Raw genomic sequence first — 26746 nt, 5'->3', positions numbered from 1 at the left:
CGCCTGCGCCCCGGAGGTCGTGACAGGAGGGCACACCGGGCCGCTGACGCGGGACGGCCGGTCCGGGGCCGTGCAGGGGAGTCCCCGCAGGGCGACGAACAAAGACCCGGGCTCCCCTCGCGTACCCGCCGAACGTTCGTCGCCCGAGGAGACACCCCGGAGGGGCCCCGGACCACCACCCACCCGACAAGGCGACGGTGCCACCAGGGACCAGACGCACACCCCAAGCCCGTCCGGCGCTTGAGGACGGAACCTCCCACCCCCGTGGACCCGAACCCGCCGGACACGGCACGCCCGCACACCCAAGCCCGTCCGGCGCTTGAGGACGGAACCCCCGCCCCACCGTCACGCGCGACGACCGTCGACGCGGCGCGGCAGGCCCAGCGGGTTGTCCTCTCGCAGCTCCGGCGGCAGCAGGGCCTCCGGAGTCGTCTGGTAGCTGACCGGGCGCAGCCAGCGCTCGATCGCGGTGGCGCCGACCGACGTGGAGGTGGAGGTGGTGGCCGGGTAGGGACCGCCGTGGTGCTGGGCGGGAGCGACGGCGACTCCGGTCGGCCAGCCGTTGACGAGGACCCGGCCGGCCAGCGGGGTGAGGGCCGCGAGGAGTCCGGGGGCGTCGGCGTCGGCGCCCTCTGTGGCGATCTGGAGGGTGGCGGTGAGGTTGCCCGGGAGCCGGGAGAGGACGGCGGTGATCTCGTCCTCGCAGGCGTAGCGGGCGACGACGGTGACCGGGCCGAAGCATTCCTCCAGGAGCGCGTCGTGCGGCCCTTCGGTGGCGAGCAGCTCTGCCGGAACGGTCAGGAAGCCGGCGGAGACGGTGTGGTCGCCGCCCGCGCCGGGGGTGACCGGGGCGTCCACGTCGGGGAGTTCGGCCCGTTCGCGTACGCCTGCGACGAAGGCGTCGCGCATCCGGTGGTCGAGCATGACCGCGGCCTCGCTGTCGCTGACCGCGTCGGTCAGCGCCTTGAGCAGTCGGTCGCCGGTCTCGCCGGCGGGTGCCAGGACGAAGCCGGGCTTGGTGCAGAACTGGCCCGCGCCCAGGGTCATTGAGCCTGCGAGCCCGGCACCGATCTGCTCGCCGCGCTCGGCGGCGGCCGCCTCGGTGACGACGACGGGGTTGAGGGAGCCGAGCTCGCCGTGGAACGGGATCGGGGCCGGCCGGGCGGCCGCGGCGTCGAACAGCGCCCGCCCGCCGCGGATAGAGCCGGTGAACCCGGCAGCGGCCACGAGCGGGTGCTTGATCAGCTCGACGCCCGCCTCGAATCCGTGCACCAGGATCAGCACGTCCTCGGGCAGCCCGACCTTCGCGGCGGCCCGGCGCAGCACGGAGGCGCAGAGCTCCGAGGTGGCGGGGTGGTCCGGGTGTGCCTTGACGACGACCGGGCAGCCGGCCGCCAGGGCACTGGCGGTGTCGCCGCCGGGGACGGAGAAGGCGAGCGGGAAGTTGCTGGCCGCGTAGACGGCGACGACGCCGAGCGGGATCTTGTAGCGGCGCAGGTCCGGCCACGGCGGGGTTCGGGTGGTGTCCGCGTGGTCGATGTGGATGTCGAGGAAGGCGCCCTCGTCGACGACCTCGGCGAACGCGCGCAACTGGGCGGTGGTGCGGGCGAGTTCACCGGTGAGCCGGGCCGGTCCGAGCGCGGTCTCGGCGTCGGCGGCCTCGATGACATGCTCCCCGGCCTCGGTGAGCAGATCCGCCGCGGTACGCAGGAATGCGGCGCGTACGGTGCGGTCGGCGAGCGCATCGCGTACGGCATGTGCGCTCCGGACCGCACGGTCGACCTCCTCCGCCGTAGCCTCCACGGCAACCTGCTCACGCGGGTTACCGGTGCGGGGGTCGACGCTCCAGACTGGTGCTGCTGCCACCGTGTTTCCTTTCGGCCTCTGCCACACATCAGAAGTTGTTCGATATTCTGAACGCAGTTCCTGATCGTGAATATGGGGGACTCTATTTCCGGGCGTTCAGTGTTGGCAAGAAGTGGGCTGGAAGGGGCGAGGGCGATGGCGGTTGCCGATTCAGGCGGGGCACAGGTCAAGTCCGCGGTACGGACGGTGGAGCTGATCGAGCACTTCGCCGGGCGCCCCGGCATGCATTCGCTGGCGGCCGTGCAGGAGGCCGTCGGCTACCCCAAGTCGAGCCTCTACATGCTGCTGCGCACCCTGGTCGAGCTGGGCTGGGTGGAGACCGACGCGACAGGGACCCGGTACGGCATCGGCGTCCGGGCGCTGCTGGTCGGCACCTCGTACATCGACGGCGACGAGGTCGTCGCGGCCGCCCGCCCGACGCTCGACCGGCTCTCCGACGACACCACGGAGACCATCCACCTCGCCCGTCTCGACGGTACGAATGTGGTCTACCTCGCCACCCGCCAGTCCCAGCACTATCTGCGCCCCTTCACCCGTGTCGGCCGCCGGCTGCCCGCCCACTCCACCTCGCTCGGCAAGGCGCTGCTGGCCACCCACAGCGACGAGCAGGTCCGCACGATGCTGCCGGAGACACTGCCCGCACTGACCGAGCACACCCTCACCGACCGCGAGAAGCTGATCGAGGAACTGCACCTCATCCGCGAGCAGGGGTACGCCGTGGACCGCGAGGAGAACACCCTGGGGCTGCGCTGCTTCGGCGTCGCGATCCCGTACCGCACCCCGGCGCGTGACGCGATCAGCTGCTCGGTGCCGGTCGCCCGGCTCACCCCGGCACACGAACAGATGGTCAAGGACGCGTTGTTCGACGCGCGGGACCGGCTGACGCTCGCCACCCGCAGGCTCTGACCCGTGGACGCGCCCGAGGTCACGCTGCGCGAGGTGCGCGACAGCGGTCTGCCGCTCTTCTTCGCGTACATGTCCGATCCGGACTCGGTCCGGACAGCCGCGTTCACCAGTCAGGACCCTGGCGACCGGCCCGCGTTCGAGGCCCACTGGGCCCGGATCCTGGACAGTCGCACCGTGGTGATGCGGACCGTGCTCGCCGACGGCAAGGTGGTGGGCAACGCCGGGGTGTACGGGTCCGAGGGCGACCGGCAGGTCACGTACTGGATCGACCGGCCGCACTGGGGCCGGGGGTTCGCGACCGCCGCGCTCCGGGCGCTGCTGGACGCCGTACCGGAACGGCCGTTGCATGCCCGGGCGGCGGCCGACAATGCCGGTTCGGTGCGGGTGCTGCGGAAGTGCGGCTTCACCGTCACGGGCAAGGACCGGGGCTTCGCGCACGCCCGCGGCGAGCTGACCGACGAACTGCTCTTCACCCTGGACTGAGCGGCGGGTGAGGGCCGTCTCCGCCGCGCGGCGGAGACGGATCGTCACCGGGCAGGACGTGCGGGCGGACGGGGCGCGCGAGCGTGGATGTCATGACACAGACACCGACGGCGCCCGCCACCCGGACCGCACCGGCGCAGCCCGCGCCCACCGGTCGGGCCCGCGCCGTGCTCCGCACCCTCGCGATCGCCTCCTGCCTGCCGTACATCTTGCTCAAGACGGCCTGGATCGCGGGCAGTCACGTCGGCATCCCCGCCGACAGCATGCTGCTCGACCACCGCACCGCGATGCTCGTCGCCAACGGTGCCTCGGTGCTGCTGGACTGCACGGCCGTCGTCCTCGCCCTGCTGCTCACCCAGGCATGGGGGCGACGGGTCCCGGCCTGGCTGCTCACCGTGCCGATGTGGGTGGCGACCGGGCTGCTGCTTCCGATCATGACCGGCTTCCCGCTGCAGCTGCTGGTGAAGGCGTTCGGCGGAACGACCGCCGGGTCCGGCGGGGACGGGCGCTCCTTCCTCGACGAGTGGGTCTACGGCGTCGTCTACACCGGCTTCATCCTCCAGGGCCTGACCCTCGGCGCCCTGTTCGTCCTGTATGCCAGGGAACGCTGGGGTCATCTGTGGCAGGGCACGCTGAGCGACCTGCCACCGAGCCCGACCGGACCGGCGCTGCGGGTCGTCGCGGTCGTGGCCGCACTGCTCGCGCTCGTGCCCGGCGTCGTCCATCTCCTCTGGGCGACCGGATCGACCGCCGGTCTGAACGAGACCCGGATCGCGGATCGTACGAGCGACTTCTACGCCCTCGAAGCGGTCTACACAGTGTTCACGGCCGTCACCGTCGCCGGTGTCCTGCTGCTCGCCCTCCGCCGCCGCGGTGCGCTCGCCCTCAAGGTGCCGCTCGCGCTGGCCTGGGGCGGCTCCGGGGTGCTGGGCTGCTGGGGCGGCTATCTGTGCATCGCCGCGCTGGGCCCGGTCGACAACATCGCCGACCGGCCCGCGGCCGGGATGCAACTCACCTACGCTGTACAGATGCTGGTCGGGATCCTGGTCGCCACCCTGGGCGCCTACTTCTTCGCGGAACGCGCTGCGGCGACGAAACCGGCGGTGCCGTCCGCGTGACCCTGCTCCTCAGCCGGCAGGCCCGGCTGCGCTGGCTGCATCTGATCATCGGCGGCGCCCTGCTGATGCCGTACTTCCTGGTCGGCACCGTGGTCGTCGGCACGTACCACCGCGACGGCGGCGTCTTCACATCGCTGCCGCTGCAACTGACCGCGTTCGCGTACGCCCTGCCGATGGCCGCGGTCACCGGTCTCTTCCCACTCGCCCGGCCGCTGTCGGTGGCCGCGGTCCGCGCCCTGTGCGGTGTCCCCGCGGAGCGGCTCGCCGACGGTCCGGCCAGGACCCGGCAGGCGAGGGTACGGACCGCGGGCTGGTTCACACTGCATCTGGCGCTCGGCGCCGTGATCAGCGGGATGACGCTGGCGTTGACACCCTTCGCGGTGAGCGTGATGGCGCTGCCGTTCTTCTCCTCCGTACGGAACTCGGCGGTGCTCGATCTACCCCGGGCACTGACCCGGCCGTGGGTGCTGGCCCTGGCGCCGTTCGCCGGTCTTGCGATGCTGGTCGCCCTGGCCGGCTGCGCGGCGGCGGCCGGGGCGCTGCTGGCCGGCCGCGCTCCGGTGCTGCTGGGCCCGACCCCCGACGACCGGCTGGCCGCGGCCGAACGCCGGGCGGCCGACCTGGCGGTCCGCAACCGGCTCGCCCGGGAGCTGCACGACTCGGTCGGCCACGCGCTCAGCGCCGTGACGCTCCAGGCGGGGGCCGCCCGCCGGGTGCTGGACAGCGACCCGGAGTTCGTACGTGAGGCGTTGACCGCGATCGAGGAGACCACCCGGCGCACGGTCGGTGAACTCGACTCCGTGCTGGGCCTGTTGCGACAGGGTGACGAGGGGGAGGACGGGCCGACGGGACCGGCGCTCGACGCGCTGGACGGGCTGCTGGCCCGCTGCGGGGTCCCCGTGTCGTACATCGCCCGGGTCGATCCGGGCACGGTCCCCGCCGCCGTGTCCCGTGAGGCGTACCGGATCGTGCAGGAGGGGCTGAGCAACGCGCTGCGGCACGGCGGGCGGGCGGCACCGGTGGAGCTGCGGATCGCGGTGCGCGACAAGGAGCTGGCAATCACTCTGGACAACCCGCTGTCCGGGCGGGCACCGGTGGTGCGGCCCGGCGGCGGCCGCGGGCTGCGCGGCATCGCCGAACGGGCCGTCCTGCTCGGCGGCCGCGCCGAGGCCGGACCACACAACAACGACAGGTGGCGGCTGACCGCCCGGCTGCCCCTGCACATCCCCGCACAGGAGAAGCGATGAACAGCGACATCCGGGTCGTGGTCGCCGACGACGAACGCATGGTCCGCACAGCCCTGCGCGCCATCCTCGACGCCGAACCCGGCCTGCGGGTCGTCGGCGAGGCGGCGACCGGCGCCGAGGCCGTCTCCGTCGTGCGGGAGCTGCGCCCCGATGTGGTGCTGATGGACGTACGGATGCCGGAGATCGACGGGATCCGCGCCACCGAGCAGATCCTCGCCTCGCTCGACGCGCCTCCGCGGATCGTCGTCGTCACGACCTTCGAGAACGACTCCTACGTGTACGACGCCCTGCGCGCCGGAGCCGCGGGCTTCCTGCTGAAGCGCGCGGCGGCCGAGGACCTGGTCCAGGCGGTGCGGCTGATCGCGCGCAGCGACTCCCTGCTGTTCCCGTCGGCGGTACGGGGACTTGCGGCCGAGTACGGCAGGCGGCAGGCGTCCGCCGCACCGCCCTGGGTGGCCCGGCTCACCGAGCGGGAGGCGGACGTGCTGCGGCTGATGGCGGCAGGGCTGACCAACGCGGAGATCGCGGAACGGCTGCGGGTGGGGCCGGCCACGGCGAAGACGCATGTGGCGGCGGTGCTGGCGAAGACCGGAGCCCGGGACCGTACTCAGGCGGTGATCGCGGCGTACGAGTCGGGGTTCATCACGCCCGGCTGACCCGGGCCCGGTGGCGCGCAGTATGAAGAAAGGGTGAGAAGCGGCACAGACGGGAACGCGCCGGACGCCGCCGCTCGTCCCTCCAGCGGGATGAACAGAACAATCAGGCACACCGCGGTCTTCTGCCTGCTGCTGGTCCTCGCCCTGCTGGGGCGGGCGACCTGGGTGCAGGCGTACCAGGCCAAGGCGCTCGCAGACAACGACCACAACCGGCGGAAAACCATCGCGCAGTACGCGCAGCCGCTCGGTGACATCATCGTGGCCGGATCACCGGTCACCGGATCGAAGAGGACCCAGGGCAGCGATCTCGCTTACAAGCGCACGTACACCCAGGGCGAGCTCTATGCCGCTGTCACCGGGTACAGCTCGCAGGCGTACGGCGCCACCCAGCTCGAGGGGATCTACAGCCATGTGCTCGACGGCACGGACGACCGGCTGAAGAACCCCGTCGACGTGGTGACGGGCAAGCAGACCGCGCCCGGCAGTGTGCTGACGACGATCGACCCGGATGTGCAGAAGGCGGCGTACGAGGCGCTCGGCAACGACAAGGGCGCGGCCGTCGCGATCGACCCCGCGACGGGGAAGATCCTGGGAATGGTCTCCACCCCCTCGTACGACCCGTCGAAGATCAGCGGGACGAACGACGGCGACATGTGGCAGAAGCTGCTCTCCGACCAGGACAAGCCACTGGTCAACCGTGCTCTGCGGCAGCCGCTGGCGCCCGGTTCGACGTTCAAGCTGGTGGTGGCGTCGGCCGCACTGGAGAACGGTCTCTACAGCTCCGTCGACGAACGCACGGACAGCCCCGACCCGTACACACTGCCCGGCACCACCACGGTCCTGAGGAACGAGAACGCGTCCGCACCCTGCAAGAACGCCACGCTGCGCACGGCGCTCCAGTACTCCTGCAACAACGTCTTCGCGAAGGCCGCCGTCGATCTCGGCCAGGACAAGGTGCGGGCGATGGCCGAGAAGTTCGGCTTCAACACGGAGAAGCTGGATGTCCCGGTGCGCGCCTCGGAGAGCCTCTACCCGTCGGGGATGGACAAGGCGCAGACGGCGCTGACAGGCATCGGCCAGTTCGAGGTCACCGCGACCCCGCTGCAGATGGCCATGGTCTCCTCGGCCCTCGCCAACGGCGGTGAGCTGGCGGCCCCGCACATGGTGTCGAAGGTGACGGACTCCAAGGGCAACACTCTGCAGGACTTCGCGGACGGCGACACGAAGCGGGTCGTCTCCGCCTCGACCGCCGAGCAGATGCGCAGCGCGATGGTCACCGTCGTCGAACAGGGCACCGGCACCAACGCCCGGATCGACGGGGCGGAGGTCGGTGGCAAGACGGGCACCGCGCAGAACGGTGTGGACAACAGCAACACGCCGTACGCCTGGTTCACCTCGTACGCGAAGTCGAAGTCCACCGGCAAGGAGGTCGCGGTCGCCGTGGTCGTGGAGGACTCGGGCTCGGCCCGCTCGGAGGTCAGCGGCAACGGGCTGGCGGCGCCGATCGCGCAGAAGATGATGAAGGCGGCGCTCAAGGGGTGAGAAAGTCGGCCGAGACGGGCAGCGGCCCCGGCGGCACGTACTGCCGCTGCACCGCCTCGGACATCACCTACGACTGAGCGGGGTCACCGATCGGCCGCGGTGGGTGGGCCGTCACTGGCCCGCCCACCGCTTCACGGTCGCCTCCGCCGCGGCCCGCTCCGCGGGCTCCAGCTTGGAGATCAGGGCGCCATGGTTGCTGTTCGGTGCCTCGAAGAGCATCGAGTCGTGCTTGCTCGGCTTGAACCGCTCGGCGCTCCACGGGTCGTTCTGTCCGTAGACGAACATCATCCGCTCGCCGCGAGTGGCGACCCAGCGGTCGACGTCCTTGATGGTGCGCCCGTCGTACCCCACCCGCATGTCGGCGGGCAGCACCGAGTTGGGCTGGTAGATGCCGGGGTAGTGGCGGACGTCGGCCAGATGCTTGAACTTGAGGTCGGCCCAGCCCAGTTGGGCGGCGGCCTGCCGGTAGTACGGTCCACTGCCCTCGGCGCCGTTGCCCTGGTCGGCGTACGGGCTGAGTCCGTGCCCCAGCGACCAGGTGTACAGCTCGTCGTCGGTGGCGGTCGTCGCGTCGGGGATGGCCGGGCAGTCGGTGTACGTACCGCTCTGCCAGAAGTTCCAGACCTGGTCCAGTACGGAGAACTCGTAGGCCCGGTCGGCCGATCCGAGGTAGTGGAAGGTGAGGCCCTGTTTCTCGGCGGTGGCCTCGAAGCGGGGCAGCATCCGGTCCCGCCGGACCAGCATCTCGCGCTGCACGGCGTTCAGGGCGGCCCGGCATTCGGGGGTGCCGACGGTCTCGAAGAACTTCTCGTAGCCGCTGTCGTCGTTGTTGGCGGCGTCGTTCGGTGCGACGTACGCGACGACGGCGTCCAGGTCGTCCGGGTAGAAGCGCTCGTGGTAGACCTGCGTCATCCCGCCCTTCGACGCGCCCGTGCCCAGCCACTTGGCCCCGTAGATCGTCTTGAGGGCCTGGACGACCGCGTGTTCGTCACTCGCCTCCTGCTGGACGGTCAGGTCGTTCCAGTCGACCGTCGCGGGCCGGGACTGGCTGAAGTAGCGGTGCTCGATACTGACCTGGTTGGCGCCGAGAAGCCTGGTGATCTCGCGGGTGGAGCTGGAGAGCGAGTAGCCGCCCGTGTAGAGGACCATCGGCGCGGTCTCCGACTTGTGCCAGAGCGTGAGGCGCTGCTCGAACGTGCCGCGGTCGGGGTGCTCGTGGTCGATCGGCTGGGTCAGTGTGAGGGTGTAGTAGGGGAATCCCTCCTTGGTGGTCTGCGAGACGACCGTGAGTCCCGGTATCCGGTCCAGCTGTTCGCGTACGTCGGTGGCCTGGGCAGTCGCCTCGGCGGCGGAGGTGGGGCCGGCGGACGGGATGGGAGCGGCGGCGGTCGCGGCCGTGCCGGTGAACAGGCTGGTGGCGGCGACGAGCCCGGTGCAGAACAGGGCGGGAAGCAGTGAGTGGCGCAACGCGGAATCCCCTCGGACGGGTGTGGTGCGATGGACACGACGGCGGCATATTAACCGCTTGCCACAACCATGTGATCGCTCCGCATCGAGGGGATCCGCAGGCCGGTGGACGCCCAACGACTGTTGTCCACAAAGATTGTTGGCGATTCGTCGGTCAGCGGGCGAGTGACGCGGTGGTGCTGCCTCTCTGCCGGGGGGAGGGACCGGCGGCGGGGCGCGACCCGGACCGCCGCCGGTCCCGTCACCGCGGTGTCGGCCGTGACGTGACGGACGTCCGTGTTGGCGAGCGCGAGTCGCAGGATCTCCCGGTGCTCGGCCGCCTCCGCTCCCAGGACGGGATCGGAACCTCCGGCAACCCCGGTGTAGGGCATCTGCCCGATGCCCCGGCCCGTCCTTAGTCGCCAGCATGAGCCCGTAACGGAACCGCAGGTCAACGACGTACGGGGAGCGCAATGACAAGGTCGGCGGCAGGAAAGGTGCTGCGGGATCGCAACGCCGGGCTGTATCTGACGGCGGTGGTGGCCTCCGGCTTCGGGACGTCCGCGATGTGGCTCACCGGCGGGATCTGGGTCAAGTCCCTCACCGGGTCGAACAGTCTGGCGGCGCTCGCCGTGTTCGCCATGTGGCTTCCCGTGCTGACTGGTCCCGCACTCGGTGCGGTCGCCGACCGGGTGCCCCGCAAACCCTTGCTGATCCGGGCGAATCTCGCCATGGCAGGGCTGCTCACCTCGCTGCTCGCGATCGATTCGGCGGGGCGGATCTGGATCCTCTTCGCGGTGTTCGTGCTGTACGGGGTGAGCGGTGTGCTGATGGACGCGGCCGAGTCGGCGCTCGTCGCCCACACCGTCGATCCCCGGCTCCTCGGCGACTTCAACGGGTTCCGGATGATCGCGAACGAGGGCATGAAGCTCCTCGCACCACTGACCGGCGCCGGGCTCTATGCGCGGTTCGGCGGCGGCGCGGTGGCGCTCCTCGACGCGGCGTCGTTCGCCCTGGCCGCCGGGGTCTACGCACTGCTGCGGGTGCAGGAGCCGGCCCGGCCCGCCCGCACGGACCGGCGGGGCGAACTGACGGCGGGGATCCGGCAGGTGTGGGGGTCACCGGTGGTGCGGCCGCTGGTGCTGGCGGGTGCGGTGACGATGCTGTGCGCCGGGCTCAACGGAGCCGCGCTCTACGCCCTCATCGACGACGGGCTCGGGCACTCCCCCACGTACGCGGGTGTGCTGTACGCAATGCAGGGCTGCGGGTCGATCACGGTCGGGCTGCTGGCCGGTCCGCTGCTGCGGCGCCTGCCGGAGCGGGTGTTCACCGCGGCCGGGATCGCCCTGTTCGCGCTGGGAGTGGGGGTGCGGGCGCTGCCATACGACGCGGTGGCGCTGGTCGCGAGCGCCGCGATCGGGGCGGGGCTGCCGTGTGTGCTGATCGCCGCGATGACCGCGGTGCAGCGGGAGACGCCGGACGCCGTACTGGGCCGTACGAGCGCGACCGCCAACTCACTGATGACGGTGCCGAACGCGGTGGCGCTGGCGCTCGGCGCCGGACTGGTCGCGGTGCTGGACATCCGGGTGCTGCTGCCACTCATCGGTGCGGCGGGCCTGCTGGCGGCGGCGCTGTTGGTCACGAACCGGGCTCCCTGAAGAACAGGAGAAGGAGGAGGCCCGGCTCCTTGTCCGTTCTGCGCGGCCGTGGTCCGCAGAACGCGGTGCGCTCGCCCACGCACGGCAGGATATTCGCGCGACACCGCACCCGTGGACCGGGCAGGATGCGGATCCATGCCGAAACCATCCGGATTCCTGTACGAGCAGCACGCCGATGCGAGCGTCACCCTCACCCACCACGGCCGCCTCGCCGGAACCCTGCGCGGAAGCCGGGCGGAGAAGTTCCTGGCCGAGGTGGCGTCCGGGGACGCCCAGCTGGTCATGGCCCGCTGGACCGGCGCGTACAAGCACGGCAACGAGCGGGCGGCCCGCAGCCACCCCCGTAACCAAGCCGGCCGAAGGTAAGGGAACGGCAAAGCGAGGTCGTTCGTTACCCCGAGCATGACCGCTATGACACCTGGCTCGAACATCCCTCTCTCCGCCGCCCGTGTGGCGGTGGACGTCGCCGCCCCGGTGCGGCTCGACGTCTCGGGCCTGCTGCTCACCGTCGACGGCAAGGTGCGTTCCGACGACGACTTCATCTTCTACAACCAGCCCACGGGCCCGGGTGTGACGTACCGCTCAGGCGGCGGCACGGCGCCGGACGCGATCGTGGTGGACACCGCTGCGGTGCCGCCCGGCATCGAGAAGATCGTCGTCACGGCCAGCCCGGACGCGGCGGGCCAGACCTTCCAGGGCATCGAGCCCACCGCCACCCTGCGCAACGCGGACGACGGCAGCGTCCTCGCCACCTTCACCCCGCCCCGGCTGGGCGCCGAGACGGCGCTCGTGGTCATAGAGGTCTATCTCCGCAACGGCGCCTGGAAGGCCCGCGCGGTCGGCCAGGGCTATGCAAACGGGCTGGCCGGCATCGCCACGGACTTCGGCGTGTCGGTCGAGGAGGAGCCGGCTGCGCCCCCCGCCCCGGTCGCACCCCCGGTGCCCGCCGCCGCCCCCGTGGACCCGCGGATCGCCGCTCCCCCGGTCCCGGCCGCGCCGCCCGCTGCCGCTCCGGCGCCCGCCGGCTCGGGCAGGATCAACCTCGACAAGGGCCGGGTCAGCCTCCAGAAGAACCAGACGGTGTCCCTGGTCAAGGGCGGCCGCCCGCTGCTCTCGCAGGTCAAGATGGGGCTCGGCTGGGAGCCCGCGTTCCGCGGCAAGGACATCGACCTCGACGCCTCGGTGATCGCCTACGGCCCCAACCGGAACCACCTGGACAGCTGCTACTTCGGCAAGCTCTCCATCCTGAACGGCGCGGTCAAGCACTCCGGTGACAACCTCACAGGCGAGGGCGCGGGCGACGACGAGGTGATCGTCGTGGACCTCGGCCGGATCCCCTCGGAGGCGACCGGACTGGTCTTCACGGTCAATTCGTTCAGCGGCCAGAAGTTCACCGAGGTCGCCAAGGCCTACTGCCGGCTGATCGACGCGGCGACCGATGAGGAGCTGGTCCGCTTCGACCTGACCGGCGCCGAGCCGCAGACCGGCGTGATGATGGCGAAGCTGATCAAGCAGTTCTCCGGTGAGTGGGAAATGACGGCGATGGGCGACTTCGTGAAGTCGCGCACCGTCCGCGGCATGGTCAAGCCCGCCGCCCAGGCGCTTTAGAGGAGCTCACACCATGGGCGCCCGGCTCGCGGCGTCTGGCACGGCTTCAGGGGCACCTGCGGGTGCAGGTGCCCCTGAAGCCGGAGAGCGTGGCGCGGAAGCGGACACTGCGCGTGCGCGTCACCTCTCTCGTGGGGGAGGCCGTCAGAGCTTGGTCAGCTTGGAGTACGGGCTCAGGATCCTCCCCTGTCGCCCCGAGAAGTCAATGAGGACTGCGTCGTTGTCGCCCTCGACGGCAAGGACTCGACCGAGTCCGAACTGGTCATGCGACACCCTGTCGCCCACATCGAACAATTCGACCGGTGGGGCCGCCTGGGCCGGGCGGTTGAAGGGACTGGAAGGCAGGTGACGCCGGGATCCGGCTGACTGTTTCATTACCTTGAGTATGGGCCCTGGGAACGCCCGGCGCCATGCCCGACCACTCCTGGGGGCGCACTGATGCCGGATTCGTCATCAGCGATTCCAGGGCCAGTCGGCGTCCCTGCCCGCTTCCAGCAGGGGCACCATGCGGAATGCCGCGTCCGAAAGCCCCCCGAAGGTGTGGCGGTTCGCGCTTCCCGACGGGGCGTGACCGACCCGGTATCCGGCCAGATTCCAGGTGTAGACGGGCACGTCGGACGGCACGGCCGTGGTGGCATCCGCGGCGTAAGAGAACGACGCCTGCTCGTCGGTGACGATCAGTACGCGGTCGTGCCTGCGGAAGTGCCGGCGCACCGCCTCCGCGGTGTTGGTGCCACCGAGTTCATCGAAGCGCTCCAGGACTTTCAGGACGGATTCGCCCTTCCGGTACGCAACCGATGCACTGTTCGTGCCGAACTGCACCAGATCGGCCTCGTCGGCCCGCAACGCCAGCGCCGCACCGAAGATCGCGGCGGCGTCTGCCCGGTTGAGCCGGGAGCGGTCCGAGAGCGGCGACCACATCGAGCCCGAGCGGTCGACCAGGATCAGCGTCCGCCCGCGCAGGGCGGGGACATGAGCCAGCGAGTGGCCGAGCGCCTGCTCCAGCGGGTAGGCCCAGCGCAGCGACGGAGCGTGCCGGTACGCGGCGAGATAGCGGAACGGGAACTGCCGCGATGCGGCGACCACGGCCGGGTCGGAGATCTTCGCCGCCACCTGGGCGGCGACCTCGTCCGAGACACCGGCCTCGTCGAAGTTCCGCAGGTTGCGGACGAGTGCCATCGCCCCCATCGACGGGATGACCCCCTCCCAGGCCGCGGCGTCCATCGGACCCTGCAGTCAGCCCGCGAGGGCCTCCCACGTCATGCCCGCCGCGGCCAGTCGGTCGGCCCCGCCGGGTGCGGTCACGACGGCCCGCCGCTCCTCGACCGGCAGCTCCATCAGCGCCCGGTGGGCGGTGAGGATGCGGTTCGAGGCGGGCGGAACTGCCGCCTCCGGGTGGTGCCTGCGATCGAGCGCGTAACGGAACAGCTCGCCCTGCCCTGCCTTCTCCGGGTCGGGCACGGCGTGCACCAGGTTCAGGATGTCGCCGAAGCGGTAGCCCTTGGACGCGGTGTCGTACTTCAGCAGCGACGTCGCGTGGTAGAGGCGGCGTACGGCATCGGCGATCCCGCGCTTGACGGGCTTCGGCACAGCGCGGCCGTACTGCGAGGTCCAGTACCCGAGCAGTTCACCGGGCTCGTCGGCGCGCAGCAGGACAGAGTCGACGACCTGCCGGTTGGATGGTCCGTCCTCGGCACCCGCGTCGAGCCGCGCCTTCACGTACTCGGCGGCGCCGACGATCGACGCGGTCCGCATCCCGCCCTCGCGGCGCAGCCACCCCAGCAGGCCGGCGGTCCACTCGGGGTCGCCGACGGCGAGGATACGCACCAGCTCCGCGAAACGGCTGTCGCGCTGCTCGGCGTCCTCGTAAAAGGTCTGCTGCGAAACAAAATTGGCGACCGCGAGCAGAAAGAGCTCGGAGCGGTTGTCGCGAAGAAATCCGCGGCCGCCCTGGCGGGTGGGCGCGGTACGCCCGGTGGACTGCACGGGCGAGGCGACACGGGGCTTGGCGGTAGGGGTGTTGAAGCGGGTCATGATGAATTCCCCCGAATTCATTCGGAGAAGGAACAGCGCGTGCGGCGCCCGAGATCAAAAGGCGGCGACGGCATTTCTGATGCTCTACCCAGTTGAGCTACCGGCCGCGGCCGGACGGGACTTGAACCCGCAACCGTCAGTTCACATGAAGGAGCCGTCGCCTGCGCACCGGGCACCACCGGCGCTGCGCCTCCCGAGATCAGAGTCGGCGACGGCGGAACTTGTTTCGAAGAAGTAGCCGCAGCCTGCGCACCGGGAGGTGCATGCAGTTCGTGAGGTTGTCTGTGACCAGAGATCGGAGTCGGCGGAACCGACGAGGGCGTTCCTCCCCTGAACCTCACCGGTCGGAAAACCGGCGGCGGGACTCGAACCCGCGATCTCCCCCTTGGAAGTAGGTCCTGCCTTCGCACCTGGACACGGACAGCACCCTAGAGGATCAACCCCCGGACGCACCAAGGCTTTTCATCGGGGACCCGCGGCGTCATTACCGGTTCGGCTGGCGCTTCCACGGGCCGGTGATGGCGAGCATGATGCCGGGCGTCTGGATGTTGGCGAACAGCGTCTTCCCGTCAGGCGAGAAGGTGACCCCGGTGAATTCGCTGTACTCCGGCTTCTCAGCGGTGCCTGCGTTCAGCTCGTTGCGCGCGATCGGGTACGTACGGCCGCTCTCGGTCGCCCCGAAGAGGTGCTGGATGCCCTCGCCGTCCTCGGCGATGACCAGACCGCCGTACGGCGAGACGGTGATGTTGTCCGGGCCGTCGAACGCGCCGTCCTTCGACGGGTCGGCGTTCACCCCGAGGAGCACCTTCAGCGTCAGCGTGCGGCGCTTCGGGTCGTAGAACCAGACCTGGCCGTCGTGCTGGACGGGGCTCTCCGCGCGGGCGAACGAGGAGACGATGTACGCGCCGCCGTCACCCCACCACATGCCTTCGAGCTTGCGGGCACGGGTGACGTCCTGGTTGCCGAACTGCTTGCGCACGGAGACGGTCTTGGCGTCACGGTCGACGACGTCGACCCAGTCCACGCCGTACACGGTGCCGATCTCCGTGGCGCGGGACAGGTCGTCGACGAACTGACCGCTGCTGTCGAAGCACTTGGTGGCCTGGAGGACACCGGCGTCGTCGGCGAGCGTGCGCAGCTGGCCGCGGCCGTGCTTGAAGCCGTGCGGCGGGACCCAGCGGTAGAGCAGCCCGTTGGGACCGGCCGCGTCCTCGGTCAGGTAGGCGTGGCCGCGCTTCGGGTCGATGACGACGGCCTCGTGGGCGTACCGGCCGAACGCCTTGATGGGACGCGGGTCGCGGTTGGCGCGCTTGTCGTACGGGTCGACCTCGAAGACGTAGCCGTGGTCCTTCAGCAGACCGTTCTTGCCGGCCCTGTCCTCGGTCTCCTCGCAGGTGAGCCAGGTGCCCCACGGGGAGGCCCCACCGGCGCAGTTGGTGGACGTGCCGGCGATGCCGACCCACTCGGCAGTGTGGCCGTCGCGGCGGGTCTCGACGACGGTGCAGCCACCGGCGGCGATCGGGTCGTAGACGAGACCCTCGGCGAGCGGGACCGGGTACTTCCAGCCGGCCCGGGTGCCGCTCAGCTCGTGGTTGTTGACCAGCAGGGTGACGCCGCGCGGGCCCTCGAAGGTGGCCGTGCCGTCGTGGTTGGAGGGGGTGTACTCGCCGGATTCCAGCTTGGTGACACCGCTGTGCGTGATGATGCGGTACGAGAATCCGGCGGGAAGCGCGAGGATGCCCTTCGGGTCGGGGACCAGCGCCCCGTAGCCGGGCTCGTCGTGGTGACCGTGACCGGGGTCGTCGTCGAGACCCTGGTGGGAATCCTCGGCGGCAAGGGCGCCGGGGGCGGTGGCCAGGGCGGCGACGGTACCCGTCAGGGCGATGCCGGCGCCGGTGAGGGCGGACTGCTTGGTGAATTCCCTGCGGGTGAAGGGCATCACGAACTCCTGGAGCAGCTGGGGCGGGTGGGTTGCGGGGTTACGCTCCCGCCCCTGCGCTAACGGAAGTTGAACTGACGGCGACTTCGAACGGCACGCTTCCTGTGAACCTTCACGGAGTTCCTACCGCCGTCATTCCCTCGGCTGCCCGCCCCGGCATCACCGTGTCCCGCTTCAGCCGCCCGACCGCGACCGCGCCTTGAACGCCGCCTTGCGGGCGTCCTTCGCCTTCTTCTTGTCGCCGTGCAGCCGCCCCATCGCCTCCAGGACGTCCGCCGTCGCGGGGTGCTCCACCCGCCACGCCTGGTCGAAGAAGCCGCTGTGCTGGCCGGACAGCCCTTCAACCAGCCCTTGGAGCTCGTCCAGGTCGCCGGCCGCCTCCAGCTGCGCGGCAATCGTGTCGATGGCGAGCCAGAAGATCATCGACTCCGGCGGCGGGGGCACGTCCGCCGCACCGTGCTCCGCGAGCCAGACCCGGGCGAGGCCGCCCAGCTCCGGCTCGTCGAGCACCGCGCGGACCGCGGGCTCCGCCTCCGCGCCGACCAGGGCGAGGGCCTGCTGGCAGTGCAGCCGACGGAGCGGGGCCTGCTGGTCCGCGCCGCGAGCGGCGTCCAGCAGTTCGGCCGCGGCGCCGTCCGCCCCGCGGCGGGCGAGCCACTGCTCGACCTCGCTGCGGGCCTCCGCCTCCGGGTAGTACGCGACGCCGCCGAGGAGCGCGTCGGCGTCCTTGTCGGCGAGATCGCCGATCGCGGGGGCGTCGACACCGACTTCCAGCATCCGGGCCCGGATGCCGTACAGACCGAGGGGGGTCAGCTTCACCATGCCGTACCGGCTGACGTCCTCGTCGTCGGCGGGCGGCTCCGCCGGGTCGCCCTCCTCGACGAGCAACGCCTCGTCCATCGGCTGGTAGGCGACGAGCCCGATCGGCTCGAGGAGCCGGAACTGGTCGTCGAGGCGCATCATCGCCACCGACACCTGCTCCAGGATGTCGTCGGTGGGCTCGCCCATGTCGTCGGGCACGATCACGGACGCGGCGAGCGCGGGCAACGGGACGGGTGCCTCGCTGCCGCTGCCGTCACCGACCGTGAGCAGGTACAGGTTACCGAGTACGCCGTCGAGGAATTCGGCTTCCGCCTCCGGGTCCCAGTCCAGGGCGTCGAGGTCGATCGAGCCGTCCTCGCCGACGAGGTCGGCGAGGTCGTCGAAGAAGGGTGCGGTGGCATCGGCGTGCACAGCCTCCAGGCCGTCGAGCCAGATCGCGAGGACATCCTGCGGAGAGCCGCCGGTCAGCAGCCCCAGATTCTCGCCCGCGGACACGGTCCCCTCCGCGTCGTCCCCCTCCGGTTCGTGGACGTCGAGGAGCCCGGTGTCGACCGCGAGCCGCCATGCCTCACTGGCCTCCGCTGCGCCGTCCTCGTCCGCCGCCAGCCCGAGGTGCTCGGCCGCCGCGGGCAACTGTGCTTCGACGAGCTCGCCACCGGCGCCGACCCGGGTCTCCGGTCCCGCCCAGCGGGCGAGCCGGACTGCGCGGGCGAGCAGCGGAGCGACGAGCGCGTCCCGTGCCAGCTCCGCCTCGGTGTGCAGCCGTACCGGCGGCAGGGTGGGGCGCTCTGCGGACATCAGGTGGTTCTCCTCGGGCGACGGGTTTCAGTCCGGCCGGCAACGGGGGGGCGGCGTCACCGGGCTCGGGGACGCTCCTTCTCCCGCCCTCATGTGCCGGTCGGACTCAGGCCGCCCAAGCGTAGACGCTTTCGCCCGATGCCGCCTGGTTCATGCAACAGACGGCGGACGGCCGCCCGGGGAGCCCTGACAACTCGCTTGCACAACCAGGAGATTGACGCGTATGGATCTCTTCCCGGCGCATCCTGGACGACGTGGACCGGGACCTGATCGCGCTGCGGCGGAGGGCGGCCCACCAGCTGGGTTCGTGGTGCAGATGTGCACCGTCCGGTATGTCGGCCGGTTCCTGGTGGACGATCCGCTTGAGGTGCCGTGGTCGGTCATCGAGCGCCTGGCCGCGCAGCTGGACCATTCGGCTCGGCTGCCGTTGCCGGTGCCCTGCGACAGCACGTGAGCACCGTCGGCGGTGACGGTCGCACCGGCATCCGGCCACTGGCCTCTCCGGCGCCCGTGCCAGACTCCGGGGCATGATCCTCCGCGTCGCCACCCACGCCGACCTGCCCGCCGTCCTCGCGCTCCTCGCCGACGAGGGGCGGGTCGTCGCCCCGGCCTCGGTCGTGGTCGACGAGGCGTACGAGAGGGCCTTCGCCGCCATCGAGAGCGACCCGCGCAACGAGATGCTGGTACTGGTGGACGGCGACACCGTGCTGGGCTGCCTGCAGGTGACCTACATACCGGGGCTCGGCAGGCACGGCGAGGAGCGGGCGCTGATCGAGGCGGTACGGATCAGGGCGGACCGGCGGGGCGGCGGACTGGGTCGGGAGCTGATGAAGCAAGCCGTCGACCGGGCCCGGCTGCGGGGGTGCGGGCTGGTGCAGCTGACCAGCGGCAAGCGGCGCACGGACGCGCACCGGTTCTACGAGTCGCTGGGCTTCGCCCGCAGCCACGAAGGTTTCAAGCTCGCCCTCTGATCCCCGCCCGGGGCACTACGGGGGCGAAACGGCTCGCCAGGCGGTCATGTTCAGCTCATCGAGCAGCCGTACGTCGCTCCCCTCCAGCGGAAACGTCCGCGCCCCCAGCCCCGGAGCCGGCGCGATCGCCAGCGCGTCGCCCTCGATGAGGTCGCCGCCGGTCGGGGTGGACACCCAGGCGAGCAGCGCGTTCAGCGCCTCCCCCGGCTTCAGCATGACCTCCTTCGGCCCCCGGTCGGTCCCCATGTACGAGGAGCCCGGGTTCACCGGAACCGGCAGCGGATCGCCCTCGTCGTCCAGGGCCCGCACGGACGGGTAGCCGTCCACTCGGAACGGCTTGCTGCCGCAGTTGGTGAGGGTGAGCGACACGGCCCGGTGGCCCAGCGCTGCTTGCACCTCACCCATGTCCACGACGACGCCGGAGGACGGGCAGTCGCCGGTGACGACGGCGCTCGGGGTGGGTGTGGAGCCAGGAACGCCCCCTGAGGGCGGCCGGCCGGGGGACGGGGCGATGGCCAGGTCGGACGGATCCAGCTTGTCCGCGTGCACGTCCGGCGTGTACGACGCGCTCGGAGTCGGCTCCGGCTCACCCTCGCCCGCCGGTACGAGAAATCCGGCGCATCCCGACAGCGTCAGAGCCAGCGCCCCGGCGAAGCAGGCGGCCACTGCCCCTCTCCGCGCTCCGGTGCCCATCCTGGTACCCGCCGGTCCCCGCATACCCGTGCACCCGCCCCCGCATCGGCCTGCCGCGTAGACGTTCGATCATGCCAGACCGCGGTCCCGGCCCTCACACCAATGGTTGAGCATTTCTACTCCTTCACCTCAAGCAGAACTAAGTAGACCTTCACGGTCGGGGCGGCGGACACTTCGGACATGACACCCCCTGAAGCGCCGGCCACCCCGGCAGCCCCCTTCGGCCGCGCCCTCTGCGCCATGGTCACGCCGTTCACCGCCGACGGCGAGCTGGACCTGGACGCTGCCGGGACCCACGCCGCCGGTCTCGTCGCCGACGGCTGCGACGGCCTGGTACTCAGCGGCACCACCGGGGAGTCTCCGACCACCACCGACGCCGAGAAGACCGCGCTGCTGCGCGCGGTCCGTGAGGCGGTCGGCGCACGTGTGCCGCTGGTCGCCGGGGTAGGCAGTGCGGACACCCGGCACACCGTCGAGCTTGCCCGGCAGGCCGAACGGGCAGGCGCCGACGGCCTGTTGGTCGTGACGCCCTACTACAGCAGACCGCCGCAGCCCGCCGTCGAGGCACACTTCAGGCGCATCGCCGACGCGACCGGCGTTCCTCTGATGCTGTACGACATCCCCGGCCGCACCGGAACCCGCATCGAGCCGGAGACCCTGCTGCGGCTCGCGGACCATCCGCGCATCGTGGCGGTGAAGGACTGCGCGTACGACCTGCTCGGCTCGACGAAGGTGATCGGCGCGGGCTCGCTCTCGTACTACTCGGGCTGCGAGGAGCTCAATCTGCCGCTGTACGCGGTGGGCGCGGCGGGCTATGTGAGTACGGTCGCCAATGTGGCGCCCCGGCAGCTGCGGGCGGTCCTGGACGCTTTCGACGCCGGGGACACCGCCGAGGCGGCCCGGCTCAACCGGCTGACCCTTCCGCTGGCCGAGTTGATGATGTCGTCCGGGCTGCCCGGCACCGTGACGGCCAAGGCGCTGCTCGGCGCCGGACCGGTCCGGGAACCGCTACAGCCCGCCGGGCGCGAGGCGGCCGACGGGCTGCGGAAGGCGTACGAGGAACTCCTCGCCGCTACACGCTAGTGCCGCGACCGGCAGCGTTTGCCCCATGCGGAGCGCCGTCCAGCGCGTGCGGGCGTGCTGGACGACGCGACGGGGCAAAGCGTGCCGGGAGGGGCACTGGGGCGTGTTTCGAAAGTCCCGCCTGCCGGGCGACGCCTGGCACGCACGCTCGCCGCGTTGTCGGGCTCGCCCCGATACGCCCAGTATCGGGGCGACCCTCCGCCCTGCGATCGCACGCACCAGACGCCGCCCGGCCCGGCCTGCGGGCGGACGACGCTACTTTCGAAACACGCCCTAGTTGTGGCTGTGCAGGACAGCGTTGAGACCGTCCCACACCGCATTGTTCGGGCGGGCCTCGACGGCGCCGGTGACCGAGTTGCGGCGGAAGAGGATGTTCGAGGCACCGGAGAGCTCCCGCGCCTTGACGATCTGGCCGTCCGGCAGGGTGATGCGCGTACCCGCGGTGACATACAGCCCCGCTTCGACGACGCACTCGTCGCCGAGCGCGATCCCGACGCCCGCCTCGGCGCCGATCAGGCAGCGCTCACCGATGACGATGCGCTCCTTGCCGCCGCCGGAGAGGGTACCCATCGTCGAGGCACCGCCGCCGATGTCGGAGCCGTTGCCGACGACGACGCCCGCGGAGATGCGGCCCTCGATCATCGACGTGCCGAGTGTGCCGGCGTTGAAGTTGACGAAGCCCTCATGCATGACCGTCGTACCGGCGGCGAGGTGCGCGCCGAGCCTGACCCGGTCGGCGTCGGCGATCCGGACGCCCTTCGGGGCGACGTAGTCCGTCATCCGGGGGAACTTGTCGACCGAGGTGACCTGGAGGTGCAGGCCGTCGGCGCGGGCGTTCAGCCGCACCTTCTCCAGGTCGTCGACGGCGACCGGACCGAGCGACGTCCAGGCGACGTTGGTCAGGAGGCCGAAGACGCCGTCCAGGTTCTGGCCGTGCGGCTGGACGAGACAGTGCGAGAGGAGGTGCAGGCGCAGGTACGCGTCATGGGCGTCGAGCGGCTTGTCGTCGAGCGAGGCGATGACCGTGCGCACGGCGACGACCTCGACGCCCCGGCGGGCGTCCACGCCGACAGCCTTGGCCGCGCCCTCGCCGAGGAGGTTCACGGCCTGGTCGGGCGTGAGCCGTTCGGTTCCGGCCGGGCCGGGCTCGGCGGAGAGCTCGGGTGCGGGGAACCAGGTGTCGAGAACGGAACCGTCGCCGGCGATGGTGGCGAGGCCGGCGGCGACGGCGCCGGTGGTGCGGGAAGTCGTGTCGGTCATGACACGAACCTAACCGGCAGGGCCCCGCCGGAGCCAACCGGTCTCGCCGGACGGTCACGGCAGGGCCCCACCCGCCCGGACCACCCGGTCAGCCGGGCTGCGCCTGCCGCTCGGGCATCGAAGTCCGCGCCGGGGTCACCACGCGCACCGGCCCCCGCAGCCGCCGCGCCGCCAGCACCGCCACCCCCGCACCGCCGGCCAGCACCGCGCACACCGGCCAGAGCAGCTCGGGTGCGGCCGCGTAGAGCGCGCCGCCGAGCGGCGGGGCCAGCACCTGACCGCTGATGGACGCCCCCGCGTACAGGCTCTGGAAGCGGCCCTGCACGTGATCGGGTGCCTGGTCGGCGACGTACGCCGTGGCGGTGGACTTGTACAGGACCTCGCCCGCGGTCAGCGACACCATCATGGTGACGGCGAACAGCACGCCGGCCCCTGGGATCAGTGCCGCGAATCCCAGCCCCACCAGCAGCAGCCCGGTGCCCACGATGCTCAGCGGAGCCCGTCGGCGCAGCGCATGCGCCACGGGGAGTTCCAGGCAGAGGATGATGCCGCCGTTGATGGCGAGCATCCACCCGTAGAACTGGGCGCCGTGGCCGTGATCGCCGAGGAACACGGGCAGGGTGGAGTACTGCTGCCGGTAGACGAAGTCGACGCAGAGGATCGCGGCGAGCAGCACCGGCACCGCGGGTCTGACCCGCAGCTCCCGCCAGAGCCCGGGCGCGCCGGGGTCGTGCGCCGGCCGGGTGTGTACGGTGCCGCGCGCCGGGAGCACCTTCGATGCGTACGCGGCGAAGAGCAGCGTCCCGAGGCCGTCGGCGACGAACAGCGGGCCGTACGAGAAGCGGGCGGCGATCAGTGCGCCGAGCGGTGGGCCGACGGCGAAGGCGGCGTTGCTCCCGGCGCGCATCAGGGCGAAGCTCTGGCGCCTGCCGCCCTCGGGAACGGAGACGGCGACGAGGGCCGCGTTGGCGGCGCGTACGACGCCTGCCGCGTACTGTGCGAGCGGCAGCACCCCGTACATCGCCACGACCGGCAGGACCGGCAAGGTGGTGAGCGCCGCGCCGCTCACCAGCGCGCCCGTCAGGAGCATCCGACGGTGACCGTAGTGGTCGCCGAACCATCCGCCGGTGAAGTTACCGGCGACCAGGCCGATGCCGCCGATGCCCGCGATCACTCCGGCCTGCGGCACGGTGAGTCCGCGCGGTCCGGTCAGATAGACGAAGAGATACACGAAGGTGAAGCTGACGACTCCGTTGAAGAAGGCTCCCAAAGCCAGCAGCCGTACCGTCCGTGGTACGTCCCGCACCATCCCGAAGATCCTCATCCGCAGCACCCTCCCCGGTGAGTTCCTTTTGGGAACGGACTATGACAGCATGCATTCCACAGGTCAATCCGGTAAGGGGTGGCCTCGGCACGAGCAAGAACGGAAGAAGACGAAGTCATGCCGCAGCGCACCAGCCTGTCCGACGCCGACTGCGCGATCGCCCAGGCCCTCGATGTCGTCGGCGACTGGTGGACCCTGCTGATCGTGCGCGACACCGCGCGCGGGGTGCACCGCTTCGACGCGCTCCAGCGCGAGCTGGGCATGTCCCGCAAGGTGCTCACCGAGCGACTGCGGCTGCTGGTGGACGCGGGCGTGCTGTCCCGGGATCCGTACCAGGACCGCCCCGTCCGGTACGAGTACCGGCTCACCCCGCGCGGCCGCGCGCTGCTGCCGGTACTGATCGCGCTCCAGGACTGGGGCGACACCTGGGTGATGGGAGACGGGGAGACGATGGCGACGGCCACGGAGGTGTCCAAGGAGGCGGCGCGGGTGCACGCCCTGGTGGGAACCCGCCTGCCGGAGCTGCAACTCCTCGACTACGACGGCGTGTTGCGCGACCCGGTCGCCGACACCCCGTACACCGTCCTGTACTGCTTCCCCAGCGCGTACGCCCGCCGGGACGCCTACCCGCCGGGCTGGGCCGAGATCCCGGGCGCGACCGGCTGCACCCTCGAATCCTGCACGTACCGAGACCAGTTGGCCGAGTTCACCGCGGCGGGGGCGACGGTGCACGGAGTGTCCACCCAACGCCCCGACGAGCAGCGGGCGTTCGCGGACGCAGAGGGGCTGCGCTTCCCGCTGCTGTCCGACGCGGAACTGGAGCTGGCGGCGGCGCTGCGACTGCCGACGTTCCGGGCGGCGGGAGTCAGCCGGCTGAAGCGGCTCACCCTGGTGGTGGACCGGGACCGGAGGGTCCGCGAGGCGCTGTATCCGATCACGGACATCGAGGCGAGCGTGCAGGCAGCCCTGGCGGCGGTCCGCCGCTGACACCCCGACGCCCGCCCGGGCCGGACCCGTCGACGCCCCGGGGCGACCGCCGCGGTCAGCCGATGATCCGCGCCAGCATCTCCCGCGCGTACGCCGCGTCGTAGCTCCCGCCCGTCAGCAGCACCTGCAGACAGATCCCGTCCATCAGCGCGATCAGTGCCCGCGCGGTGGCCGGGTCGGTGCGCCCGGCCAGCAGCTCGGCGGTGACATCCGTCCACTCCGCGGCGACCGGCTGCAGCACGGGCCGGCGCAGCGCCGCGAGGTAGAGCTCGTACTCCAGCTCCAGGCGCCCGCGCCCGCCGGAAAACCACTCCTCCAGCAGCCGGGCCAGCGCCTCGGCGAGATCCGCGTCCGGGGCGAGGACGGCCTCGCTCTCCCGCATGGCCCGGGAGAAATTCTCGTTCGAGCGGCGCAGCGCGGCGACCAGCAGCTCGTCGAGCGAGGCGAAGTGATACGTCGTCGAGCCGAGCGGCACATCCGCCTCCGCGGCGACGGAACGGTGACTGAGCCCCGCGATGCCCTTGGTATCAACCACCCGGATCGCCGCATCGATGATGCGGCCGCGCCGCTCGGGGTCGTACCGGCGGCTCATCAGTGCGCTCCGCCCAGGTTGAGCACGACCACACCGGCGATGATCAGCGCGATGCCCGCCATCTTGACCAGGTTTCCGGACTCGCCCATGAAGAGGACCCCTATGGCGGCGACCGCCGCCGTGCCGATCCCGGCCCAGATGGCATAGGCCGTGCCCATGGACAGCGTCTTCAGGGTCTGTGCGAGCAGCGAGAAGGCGAGCAGATAGCCGACGACGGTGATGAGCGAGGGCCAGAGCCGGGTGAAACCCTCGCTGTACTTCATGGCCGTCGTCCCGGCCACCTCCGCCGCAATGGCCGCGGCAAGCAGTCCGTATCCCATGTGTACGAGTGTACGCATCGTTGCGTACGTTCGTACACATAACCCGGTGCGCAGAAGGGATCCACTGCTCCACCAGGAGCGCTACCGTGTCCCGGCCAGCACATGGACCCCGACACGACGGAGCAGCAGTGACGCAGGACGCAGGGTGGGGCGGCGGTCCCGGGGGACCGCCGTACGGAGGAGCGCCGTACGGAGGACCCCCCGGACCGCCGGGATGGGGTGGCTGGATGCCGCCACCGAAGCCCGGGGTGATACCGCTCGCGCCGCTGAACCTCGGGGACATCCTCAGCGGCGCGTTCTCCACGATGGGCCGCTACTGGAAGCAGCTCTTCGGCATCGGTGCGGCCGTGTACGGCGGGGCCGTCGTCGTGGTCGGCGCGGCGGTCGCGATCGCGTACTCCGCGGTCAGCGACCATCTGCACCGGGTCGTCGAGCTCTCCGCCGAGGAGAGCGCACCCACGGAGGACATCGCCCCGCTGGTGATCGCCTTCGGCGCCGTCTGGCTGGTCGCGCTTCTGTCGCTCATGATCGGCACCGCCATGATGTACGCGACCGTACCGGCGGTCCTGCAGGACGCGGTCCTGGGGCGGCGGACCACGTTCGGCATCATCTGGCGCCGGGCCTGGGCGCGCGTACCGGCGGTCATCGGCACGGTGATCCTGACCGGACTGATCACATTGATCCCACTGGTCTTCATGATTGTCACCATGGTGTCCGCCGTCGTCGCGGCCGTCACCCTGGATTCCGGGTCCGGCGCCGCGACGCTGATCCCGTTCAGCTTCCTCGGCGCCCTGGCGACGTTCCCGCTGGCGGCCTGGCTCTGGGTGAAGTTCTCCCTGGCCCCCTCCGCCGTCGTCTTCGAGGAACAGAGCCCGGTCGCGGCGCTGCGCCGCTCCTCGCAGCTGGTGCGCGGCGACTGGTGGCGGATCTTCGGCATCTCGCTGCTGGCGCTGATCATGGCGGCGGTGGCGAGCTACATCATCCAGATGCCGTTCTCGTTCCTCGGCCTGTTCCCGGGCATGCTCAGCACAGCGAGCCTGGACTCGGACCCGAGCGTCGCGGCCGTCATCGTCGCCGTGAGCGGCTACCTGGTGGCCATGCTGCTGGGCCAGCTGGTCGGCCAGCTCGTCTCGGCGACGTTCCCGCAGCTGGTGCTCGGGCTGCTGTACGTGGACCGGCGGATGCGCAACGAGAACCTGGGCCCGGTCCTCGCCGAAGCAGCCGCCGCGCCCTCGCAGTTCGGTCCGTGAGCGCGGGTCACGCCGCTGTGACCGGCCGCCCCCCTTGTGCCGGTCGGACTAAGAGGCCGCGCACATGGGTGGGGTGGAGGAAGGAGCGGGGCGAGGGGCAAGCCTGGCAAGGCGGAGGAGGGAGGCGACGCGGAGGGGGCCCC

23 protein-coding genes and 2 pseudogenes are annotated in these 26746 nt (G+C 71.2%); 14 read left to right on the top strand and 11 right to left on the bottom strand.

Going from position 1 to position 26746, the window contains the following annotated elements:
* Positions 1-345: 345 nt before the first annotated feature.
* Positions 346-1866: an aldehyde dehydrogenase (NADP(+)) gene (locus AB0N06_RS32030; RefSeq protein ID WP_366138204.1), complete on the bottom strand. Its 1521-nt coding sequence runs from the start codon at positions 1864-1866 to the stop codon at positions 346-348.
* Between the two features lie 135 nt (positions 1867-2001).
* On the opposite strand from AB0N06_RS32030, the gene AB0N06_RS32025 reads away from it, so the two are divergent.
* The 6 genes from AB0N06_RS32025 to AB0N06_RS32000 all read left to right on the top strand — a co-directional run bounded on the left by AB0N06_RS32025 (position 2002) and on the right by AB0N06_RS32000 (position 7818).
* Positions 2002-2772: an IclR family transcriptional regulator gene (locus AB0N06_RS32025; RefSeq protein ID WP_366138203.1), complete on the top strand. Its 771-nt coding sequence runs from the start codon at positions 2002-2004 to the stop codon at positions 2770-2772.
* A gap of 3 nt (positions 2773-2775) precedes the next feature.
* Positions 2776-3255, top strand: a complete 480-nt coding sequence (locus AB0N06_RS32020; protein WP_366138202.1) for a GNAT family N-acetyltransferase — start codon at positions 2776-2778, stop codon at positions 3253-3255.
* A gap of 92 nt (positions 3256-3347) precedes the next feature.
* Positions 3348-4373, top strand: a complete 1026-nt coding sequence (locus AB0N06_RS32015; RefSeq protein ID WP_366138201.1) for a hypothetical protein — start codon at positions 3348-3350, stop codon at positions 4371-4373.
* Positions 4370-5620, top strand: coding sequence for a histidine kinase (locus tag AB0N06_RS32010; protein WP_366138200.1), 1251 nt, complete (start codon positions 4370-4372; stop codon positions 5618-5620). The genes AB0N06_RS32015 and AB0N06_RS32010 overlap by 4 nt, the downstream gene beginning before the upstream one ends.
* Positions 5617-6276 carry a response regulator transcription factor gene (locus tag AB0N06_RS32005; protein ID WP_366138199.1) on the top strand — a complete coding sequence of 220 codons (660 nt, stop codon included), beginning with the start codon at positions 5617-5619 and terminating at the stop codon, positions 6274-6276. Before AB0N06_RS32010 ends, AB0N06_RS32005 begins: the two co-directional genes overlap by 4 nt.
* A gap of 90 nt (positions 6277-6366) precedes the next feature.
* Positions 6367-7818 carry a penicillin-binding protein 2 gene (locus tag AB0N06_RS32000; RefSeq protein WP_366138198.1) on the top strand — a complete coding sequence of 484 codons (1452 nt, stop codon included), beginning with the start codon at positions 6367-6369 and terminating at the stop codon, positions 7816-7818.
* Between the two features lie 111 nt (positions 7819-7929).
* Here AB0N06_RS32000 and AB0N06_RS31995 read toward each other — a convergent pair whose 3' ends face one another.
* Positions 7930-9285 carry a S28 family serine protease gene (locus AB0N06_RS31995; RefSeq protein WP_366138197.1) on the bottom strand — a complete coding sequence of 452 codons (1356 nt, stop codon included), beginning with the start codon at positions 9283-9285 and terminating at the stop codon, positions 7930-7932.
* A 452-nt stretch (positions 9286-9737) separates the two neighbouring features.
* On the opposite strand from AB0N06_RS31995, the gene AB0N06_RS31990 reads away from it, so the two are divergent.
* The 3 genes from AB0N06_RS31990 (at position 9738) to AB0N06_RS31980 (ending at position 12530) form a co-directional block, all read left to right on the top strand.
* A complete protein-coding gene (locus AB0N06_RS31990) occupies positions 9738-10922 on the top strand; it encodes an MFS transporter (RefSeq protein ID WP_366138196.1) in 1185 nt (394 codons plus the stop codon).
* Positions 10923-11057: 135 nt separating this feature from the next.
* Positions 11058-11288: a hypothetical protein gene (locus AB0N06_RS31985; RefSeq protein ID WP_366138195.1), complete on the top strand. Its 231-nt coding sequence runs from the start codon at positions 11058-11060 to the stop codon at positions 11286-11288.
* 36 nt (positions 11289-11324) lie between these two features.
* On the top strand, positions 11325-12530 hold the full coding sequence (locus tag AB0N06_RS31980; protein WP_366138194.1) for a TerD family protein: 1206 nt from the start codon (positions 11325-11327) through the stop codon (positions 12528-12530).
* 144 nt (positions 12531-12674) lie between these two features.
* On the opposite strand, the gene AB0N06_RS31975 is transcribed toward AB0N06_RS31980, so the two are convergent.
* The 4 genes and pseudogenes from AB0N06_RS31975 to AB0N06_RS31960 all read right to left on the bottom strand — a co-directional run bounded on the left by AB0N06_RS31975 (position 12675) and on the right by AB0N06_RS31960 (position 18123).
* Complete coding sequence (locus AB0N06_RS31975; protein WP_037711258.1) at positions 12675-12905, bottom strand: hypothetical protein; 231 nt, start codon at positions 12903-12905, stop codon at positions 12675-12677.
* 78 nt (positions 12906-12983) lie between these two features.
* Positions 12984-14564: pseudogene (locus AB0N06_RS31970) on the bottom strand (TROVE domain-containing protein).
* Between the two features lie 484 nt (positions 14565-15048).
* Complete coding sequence (locus AB0N06_RS31965; RefSeq protein WP_366138193.1) at positions 15049-16503, bottom strand: alkaline phosphatase PhoX; 1455 nt, start codon at positions 16501-16503, stop codon at positions 15049-15051.
* 174 nt (positions 16504-16677) lie between these two features.
* Positions 16678-18123: a hypothetical protein gene (locus tag AB0N06_RS31960; RefSeq protein ID WP_366138192.1), complete on the bottom strand. Its 1446-nt coding sequence runs from the start codon at positions 18121-18123 to the stop codon at positions 16678-16680.
* A gap of 245 nt (positions 18124-18368) precedes the next feature.
* Between AB0N06_RS31960 and AB0N06_RS31955 the strand changes: the two are divergent.
* Both AB0N06_RS31955 and AB0N06_RS31950 read left to right on the top strand, forming a co-directional pair.
* Positions 18369-18529, top strand: a pseudogene (locus AB0N06_RS31955) (DUF4158 domain-containing protein); the annotation flags it as partial.
* A gap of 121 nt (positions 18530-18650) precedes the next feature.
* Complete coding sequence (locus AB0N06_RS31950; RefSeq protein ID WP_366138191.1) at positions 18651-19094, top strand: GNAT family N-acetyltransferase; 444 nt, start codon at positions 18651-18653, stop codon at positions 19092-19094.
* A 15-nt stretch (positions 19095-19109) separates the two neighbouring features.
* On the opposite strand, the gene AB0N06_RS31945 is transcribed toward AB0N06_RS31950, so the two are convergent.
* Positions 19110-19787 carry a DUF4232 domain-containing protein gene (locus tag AB0N06_RS31945; protein ID WP_366138190.1) on the bottom strand — a complete coding sequence of 226 codons (678 nt, stop codon included), beginning with the start codon at positions 19785-19787 and terminating at the stop codon, positions 19110-19112.
* 180 nt (positions 19788-19967) lie between these two features.
* Between AB0N06_RS31945 and dapA the strand changes: the two genes are divergently transcribed.
* On the top strand, positions 19968-20870 hold the full coding sequence (gene dapA / locus AB0N06_RS31940; RefSeq protein ID WP_366138189.1) for a 4-hydroxy-tetrahydrodipicolinate synthase: 903 nt from the start codon (positions 19968-19970) through the stop codon (positions 20868-20870).
* Positions 20871-21143: 273 nt separating this feature from the next.
* Here the strand turns inward: dapA and dapD are convergent, their stop codons facing one another.
* Both dapD and AB0N06_RS31930 read right to left on the bottom strand, forming a co-directional pair.
* Positions 21144-22130, bottom strand: coding sequence for a 2,3,4,5-tetrahydropyridine-2,6-dicarboxylate N-succinyltransferase (gene dapD, locus AB0N06_RS31935; RefSeq protein ID WP_366138188.1), 987 nt, complete (start codon positions 22128-22130; stop codon positions 21144-21146).
* An 88-nt stretch (positions 22131-22218) separates the two neighbouring features.
* The gene (locus AB0N06_RS31930; RefSeq protein WP_366138187.1) at positions 22219-23454 is read right to left on the bottom strand and encodes an MFS transporter; all 1236 of its coding nucleotides are present in this window, start codon (positions 23452-23454) and stop codon (positions 22219-22221) included.
* A 117-nt stretch (positions 23455-23571) separates the two neighbouring features.
* On the opposite strand from AB0N06_RS31930, the gene AB0N06_RS31925 reads away from it, so the two are divergent.
* Positions 23572-24441, top strand: a complete 870-nt coding sequence (locus tag AB0N06_RS31925) for a winged helix-turn-helix transcriptional regulator (protein WP_366138186.1) — start codon at positions 23572-23574, stop codon at positions 24439-24441.
* Positions 24442-24496: 55 nt separating this feature from the next.
* Here AB0N06_RS31925 and AB0N06_RS31920 read toward each other — a convergent pair whose 3' ends face one another.
* Positions 24497-25033 (bottom strand): TetR family transcriptional regulator, encoded by a 537-nt coding sequence (locus AB0N06_RS31920; protein ID WP_366138185.1) that lies wholly within the window; start codon positions 25031-25033, stop codon positions 24497-24499.
* Complete coding sequence (locus AB0N06_RS31915; protein WP_358860175.1) at positions 25033-25353, bottom strand: multidrug efflux SMR transporter; 321 nt, start codon at positions 25351-25353, stop codon at positions 25033-25035. Before AB0N06_RS31915 ends, AB0N06_RS31920 begins: the two co-directional genes overlap by 1 nt.
* Positions 25354-25580: 227 nt before the next feature.
* On the opposite strand from AB0N06_RS31915, the gene AB0N06_RS31910 reads away from it, so the two are divergent.
* Positions 25581-26603: a hypothetical protein gene (locus AB0N06_RS31910; protein WP_366138184.1), complete on the top strand. Its 1023-nt coding sequence runs from the start codon at positions 25581-25583 to the stop codon at positions 26601-26603.
* The last annotated feature ends 143 nt before the right edge of the window (positions 26604-26746 follow it).

The sequence above is a fragment of the Streptomyces sp. NPDC051020 genome (assembly GCF_040683105.1).
GTDB lineage: Bacteria > Actinomycetota > Actinomycetes > Streptomycetales > Streptomycetaceae > Streptomyces.
This window is presented reverse-complemented; position numbering and strand designations above follow the sequence as displayed.

Coding starts and splice junctions, on each gene's coding strand:
- AB0N06_RS32025 (WP_366138203.1), top strand. CDS start 2,002: ATGGCGGTTGCCGATTCAGGCGGGGCACAGGTCAAGTCCGCGGTACGG.
- AB0N06_RS32015 (WP_366138201.1), top strand. CDS start 3,348: ATGACACAGACACCGACGGCGCCCGCCACCCGGACCGCACCGGCGCAG.
- AB0N06_RS32005 (WP_366138199.1), top strand. CDS start 5,617: ATGAACAGCGACATCCGGGTCGTGGTCGCCGACGACGAACGCATGGTC.
- AB0N06_RS32000 (WP_366138198.1), top strand. CDS start 6,367: ATGAACAGAACAATCAGGCACACCGCGGTCTTCTGCCTGCTGCTGGTC.
- AB0N06_RS31990 (WP_366138196.1), top strand. CDS start 9,738: ATGACAAGGTCGGCGGCAGGAAAGGTGCTGCGGGATCGCAACGCCGGG.
- AB0N06_RS31985 (WP_366138195.1), top strand. CDS start 11,058: ATGCCGAAACCATCCGGATTCCTGTACGAGCAGCACGCCGATGCGAGC.
- AB0N06_RS31980 (WP_366138194.1), top strand. CDS start 11,325: ATGACCGCTATGACACCTGGCTCGAACATCCCTCTCTCCGCCGCCCGT.
- AB0N06_RS31975 (WP_037711258.1), bottom strand. CDS start 12,905: ATGAAACAGTCAGCCGGATCCCGGCGTCACCTGCCTTCCAGTCCCTTC.
- AB0N06_RS31965 (WP_366138193.1), bottom strand. CDS start 16,503: ATGCCCTTCACCCGCAGGGAATTCACCAAGCAGTCCGCCCTCACCGGC.
- AB0N06_RS31960 (WP_366138192.1), bottom strand. CDS start 18,123: ATGTCCGCAGAGCGCCCCACCCTGCCGCCGGTACGGCTGCACACCGAG.
- AB0N06_RS31950 (WP_366138191.1), top strand. CDS start 18,651: ATGATCCTCCGCGTCGCCACCCACGCCGACCTGCCCGCCGTCCTCGCG.
- AB0N06_RS31945 (WP_366138190.1), bottom strand. CDS start 19,787: ATGGGCACCGGAGCGCGGAGAGGGGCAGTGGCCGCCTGCTTCGCCGGG.
- dapA (WP_366138189.1), top strand. CDS start 19,968: ATGACACCCCCTGAAGCGCCGGCCACCCCGGCAGCCCCCTTCGGCCGC.
- dapD (WP_366138188.1), bottom strand. CDS start 22,130: ATGACCGACACGACTTCCCGCACCACCGGCGCCGTCGCCGCCGGCCTC.
- AB0N06_RS31930 (WP_366138187.1), bottom strand. CDS start 23,454: ATGAGGATCTTCGGGATGGTGCGGGACGTACCACGGACGGTACGGCTG.
- AB0N06_RS31925 (WP_366138186.1), top strand. CDS start 23,572: ATGCCGCAGCGCACCAGCCTGTCCGACGCCGACTGCGCGATCGCCCAG.
- AB0N06_RS31920 (WP_366138185.1), bottom strand. CDS start 25,033: ATGAGCCGCCGGTACGACCCCGAGCGGCGCGGCCGCATCATCGATGCG.
- AB0N06_RS31915 (WP_358860175.1), bottom strand. CDS start 25,353: ATGGGATACGGACTGCTTGCCGCGGCCATTGCGGCGGAGGTGGCCGGG.
- AB0N06_RS31910 (WP_366138184.1), top strand. CDS start 25,581: ATGCCGCCACCGAAGCCCGGGGTGATACCGCTCGCGCCGCTGAACCTC.